Annotated in this window: 5 protein-coding genes; 4 read left to right on the top strand and 1 reads right to left on the bottom strand. The window is 62.7% G+C overall.

Going from position 1 to position 4369, the window contains the following annotated elements; genetic code table 11:
* Positions 1-348: 348 nt before the first annotated feature.
* Positions 349-561 carry a protein IsiD gene (isiD, locus tag FLM9_RS01545; protein WP_074456947.1) on the top strand — a complete coding sequence of 71 codons (213 nt, stop codon included), beginning with the start codon at positions 349-351 and terminating at the stop codon, positions 559-561.
* A gap of 4 nt (positions 562-565) precedes the next feature.
* On the top strand, positions 566-1849 hold the full coding sequence (gene coaBC, locus FLM9_RS01540) for a bifunctional phosphopantothenoylcysteine decarboxylase/phosphopantothenate--cysteine ligase CoaBC (RefSeq protein ID WP_074456946.1): 1284 nt from the start codon (positions 566-568) through the stop codon (positions 1847-1849).
* Positions 1850-1881: 32 nt separating this feature from the next.
* On the opposite strand, the gene FLM9_RS01535 is transcribed toward coaBC, so the two are convergent.
* A complete protein-coding gene (locus FLM9_RS01535; RefSeq protein ID WP_074456945.1) occupies positions 1882-2163 on the bottom strand; it encodes a hypothetical protein in 282 nt (93 codons plus the stop codon).
* Between the two features lie 142 nt (positions 2164-2305).
* On the opposite strand from FLM9_RS01535, the gene psbO reads away from it, so the two are divergent.
* Both psbO and sat read left to right on the top strand, forming a co-directional pair.
* The gene (gene psbO, locus FLM9_RS01530; protein ID WP_074456944.1) at positions 2306-3124 is read left to right on the top strand and encodes a photosystem II manganese-stabilizing polypeptide; all 819 of its coding nucleotides are present in this window, start codon (positions 2306-2308) and stop codon (positions 3122-3124) included.
* A gap of 73 nt (positions 3125-3197) precedes the next feature.
* Positions 3198-4358, top strand: coding sequence for a sulfate adenylyltransferase (gene sat, locus FLM9_RS01525; protein ID WP_074456943.1), 1161 nt, complete (start codon positions 3198-3200; stop codon positions 4356-4358).
* Positions 4359-4369: the final 11 nt, after the last annotated feature.

Below are 4369 nucleotides of genomic sequence, written 5' to 3'. Positions count from 1 at the left end.
TCGCACCAAGAGAGTGGAGGCGTTAATCGCCTCGGCTTACCTGGCAGGCGCCAATATGCCTCACAACAGGCAGAAGACCCGGCTACGCTTGGCCAAGGCTCATGTCCAGGTGGCGGACCAACGGTTGGACCATCTCCACAAGCTCAGCACGCGACTCATCCACGAAAACTAGACGGTGTGTATCGAGGATCTGAACGTTTCGGGGATGGCCAAGCACCAGAAGCTTGCGCGTTCACTCTCGCCGCCGGGCTGACGGAGAGGTTAAACGCCTGTGGATTCGAGAGTTAAGACGGACTTGTCCGCGTCTGGCCATGAACCAGGAACCCGTCTTGATCAAGGAGGGCAGTCATGTCTCATTTGAAGAAAGAAATCCCCGTCGTCTACGGCGGGGAGGAAGTCAATGTTGCCGCCATTGCCCGGCGTCTGGAGGAGGACGACTATGCCGATGCCTTTGCGAGCCTCCAGGATTGGCACCTGCTACGGGCGTTGGCCATCCACCGGCCCGATCTGGTGCAGCCCTATCGCCACCTGATTGACCAGGAGCCCTTTGACGAAGACTGAAGACTTGACGTCCAAAGACCGGACGCCCACGGATCCGATTGTGGGTCGGCGTATTCTGGTGGCCGGTTGCGGCAGCATCGCTGCTGTCAAGCTGCCCCGGTTGGTGTCCAGCCTGGTGCAGCAGGGGGCACAGGTGCGCTGCGTGCTCTCCCCCAAGGCGGAGCAATTTGTCAGTCCCCTGGCTTTGGCCAGCCTCTCCCGCCAGCCCTGCAACCTTGAGGCCCACCAATGTGATCCTTGCCAGCCACGACCATTGCACGTTGCCCTGGCGGAGTGGGCCGAGCTGGTTGTGGTGGCCCCACTCTCGGCCACCACCCTGGCCCAACTGGTTCACGGGATGGCGGACACGTTGCTCAGCAGCACCGTTCTGGCCACCCAGGCCCCCCTGCTGGCAGCCCCCGCCATGAATACAACCATGTGGGATGCACCCGCCGTGCAGGCCAATTGGCAGGCCCTGTGCCGGTGGCCCCGCCTGCTTCCCATGCCCCCCGCCCGGGGCCTGCTGGCCTGCGACAGTCGCGGCATGGGTCGGCTGCCGGAACCGGAACTGCTGTTGCAGGGCATCAGAGCGGCCCTCGCCACAGGGGGCGTGGCCGATCTCAAGGGCTTGCGCATTCTCTGCAGCGCCGGGCCAACACGGGAGTTTCTGGACCCGGTCCGTTGCCTGACCAACCCCAGCAGTGGCCGCATGGGTGTGGCCATGGCCCTCATGGCCGCCCTGCGGGGAGCTGCTGTGCAGCTTGTCCATGGCCCCCTGAGCAACGTGCCCGCCAGTTGGCTGGACCCATTGGACACCTGCCCGGTGGTGTCGGCCGCGGAGATGGGCGCGGCCCTTGCCCGGCGTCTTCCCCAGGTCCACGGACTGGTCATGGCGGCAGCGGTGGCGGACCATGCTCCAGGGGTCACCACTGCCGTCAAGTGGGCCAAGGATGCGCTGCCCAACCCCCTGCCCCTGCAAGACACTCCAGACCTGTCGGCGACTCTGGCGGCTCGCACCCGGAGGGATCAGTGGATGCTGGGATTTGCAGCCGAGCATGGCCTGGATCGGGGCCGGGCGCTGGAGAAGCTGCGGCGCAAGGGGTTGGATTGGATTGTCCTCAATCCCGTTGGACTTGCAGGACGCGGCTTTGGCAACCAGCCCAATGGGGGCATTCTCCTGTGGGCTGACGGTCGGGAGCACGGGTTGGCCAGCCAGGATAAGGCCACCATGGCTGGCGCCATCTGGTCGGTCTTGACTGGGGAGCTTCACCAGTTTCAACGGTCCGGACCCCGCCCAACCCTGGCGTAAGGATCCTCTGCAGACCTGAATTTGGTTGCGATTTAGCTGCGGTGCTGCGGGGAAGTCTCGGGTATCCTCAGAAGGCTGCGCAGCCGGGGGCGCGGGATATAAGGCCAGCCACCTGATCGTTCCATATCTTGCAAAAACTGATAGAGGGCGTTGCGCCCATCAGGGAGTGCTTCACGGAAAGGTCCCTGCTCAATCTGGTGGTGGAAGCGCTCCAGTTCTCGCAACAACTCCAGCAGGCCCACGCCATCACCGCGTCGATCAGCGACCAAGGCCTGTACGGTGTCCCGAAGAACCTGCAAGCGGCGGTCAGCCATGGACTCGGACGCCGTATTGCTCGGACGGGGACTTGACGGGCCGGGATGGTTGCTCATTGAGGCCTGTTGCAAGCTGCGACATCGTAAGCATGATGGCCGGTCTCCACCTGTAGGATCGGGAACTGATCGTGGTTTTTGAGCAATGCGATTCCGCCCCCTGGTCGCGGCTGTTCTGGCGCTGTGCCTGATTTTTGTGACCGCCTGTGGCGGTGACGCCAAGGCCAGGACCCGCGCCGGCCTGACCTACGACGAGATTCTCAACACCGGCCTGGCCAACGACTGCTTCACCGTGGACGAGTCCGCCCGGGGGGCCATCTCGTTGGAACCGGAGGCCAGCTACCAGTTCACCAACGTCTGCATGCACCCCTCCTCCGTTCAGGTGCTGGTGGAGCCCGTCAACAAACGCCAAGCCCCCCGCTTTGTGGATGGGAAAATCCTCACCCGCTACACCTCGTCCCTGGATGAAGTGTTTGGCGACCTGACGGTTACCGACGACCAGGTCACCTTTGTCGAGAAAGGCGGCATGGACTTCCAGTTGATCACCGTCATCATGCCCGGTGGCGAGGAAGTGCCCTTTGTGTTCAGCAGCAAGGATCTGGTGGCCACAGCCCCCGGTGAGACCATCACCACCAGTACTGACTTTGAAGGCTCCTACACCGTTCCCAGCTACCGCACCAGCAACTTCCTCGATCCCAAGGGCCGGGGCCTGACTACAGGCTACGACAGCGCTGTTGGGCTTGTGCCAGTGGGCACTTCCGAGGAGTTGGAGCGGGAAAACGTCAAGCGCTACCTGGAGAGCGAGGGCGCCCTGAGTCTGTCCATCACCCGTGTGGATGGGGAGACCGGTGAATTCAGTGGCCTGTTCACGGCCCTACAGAAGTCCGACACGGACATGGGCAGCAAGGAGCCCCTGGAACTCAAGATCACTGGAGAACTCTACGGGCGGGTTGACAAGGCTTGAGTTGACCTTAACTTCGCGGCATGAAGGAGCTTGCTGCACAATGCAGCAAGCTCCTTCGGCTGCATCAGCACCCATGACCGCCACCATCAGTCCTCCGTCTCACATTGCTCCCCATGGCAACAGCCTGGTCAACCGGATGGTTTCCGAAGCGGACCGGCCCGCTCTGATGGAGTCCGTCACCAAAACAGTGGCCTGTGGCGACCGGGAAGCCTGCGACCTGGAGTTGCTGCTGGTGGGTGGGTTCTCGCCCCTGCGGGGCTTCATGGGGGAGGAGGACTATCACGCCGTCATCGATACCATGCGCACCAGCAGCGGGCTGCTCTTCGGGTTGCCCGTTGTGTTCCACACGGATCGGGAGGATATTGCGCCGGGTGATCGTCTCCTGCTCACCTATCGGGGCCAATTTCTGGCCGTGATGGATGTGGCGAGCAAGTGGCTCCCCAACAAGCCCTGGGAAGCCCAGCAGTGCTACGGGACAACCTCCATCGAACATCCCGCAGTGCGCATGATCAGCGGGGAGCGGGGCCGCTACTACCTGGGTGGCCCGGTGCATGGGTTGAGCCTGCCCCACCGCGGATTTTCCTGCCAGACCCCTACGCAATTGCGTGACCACCTTCCCAAGGGGCGCGACGTGGTGGCTTTCCAATGCCGCAACCCCATCCATAAGGCCCACTACGCACTGTTCACCGGGGCGCTGGAGGCGGAGAACGTAACAGCGGATGCGGTGGTGCTGGTGCATCCCACCTGCGGCCCCACCCAGGGGGACGACATTCCCGGCGAGGTGCGGGTGAAAACCTATGAGCGCCTTGCTGAAGAGGTGAAGAACCCGCGCATTCACTGGAGCTATCTGCCTTACTCCATGCACATGGCCGGCCCGCGGGAGGCGCTCCAGCACATGATCATCCGCAAGAACTACGGCTGCACCCACTTCATCATTGGTCGGGACATGGCCGGCTGCAAATCCTCCATTACCGGCGAAGACTTCTACGGTCCCTATGACGCCCAGGACCTGGCCAGAACCCACTGCCACGAGCTGGGCATGCAGGTGGTACCCTCCCTCAGCTTAGTGTACACAGACGAAGAGGGTTATATCAGTGCCGACCGCGCTACAGAAAAGAACCTGCACATCAAAAAGCTAAGTGGCACCAGGTTTCGCCGGATGCTACGCAGCGGGGAGACGATTCCCGAATGGTTCGCCTTCCGTTCCGTTGTGGAGGCGCTGCGCTCCGCCTGAGCCGTGGGCAG

Source organism: Candidatus Synechococcus spongiarum (genome assembly GCF_900047545.1).
GTDB lineage: Bacteria > Cyanobacteriota > Cyanobacteriia > PCC-6307 > Cyanobiaceae > Synechococcus_B > Synechococcus_B spongiarum_C.
The sequence above is the reverse complement of the archived record's forward strand: the minus strand, read 5'-3'. Positions and strand labels throughout refer to the sequence as shown.

Coding starts and splice junctions, on each gene's coding strand:
- isiD (WP_074456947.1), top strand. CDS start 349: ATGTCTCATTTGAAGAAAGAAATCCCCGTCGTCTACGGCGGGGAGGAA.
- FLM9_RS01535 (WP_074456945.1), bottom strand. CDS start 2,163: ATGGCTGACCGCCGCTTGCAGGTTCTTCGGGACACCGTACAGGCCTTG.
- psbO (WP_074456944.1), top strand. CDS start 2,306: ATGCGATTCCGCCCCCTGGTCGCGGCTGTTCTGGCGCTGTGCCTGATT.
- sat (WP_074456943.1), top strand. CDS start 3,198: ATGACCGCCACCATCAGTCCTCCGTCTCACATTGCTCCCCATGGCAAC.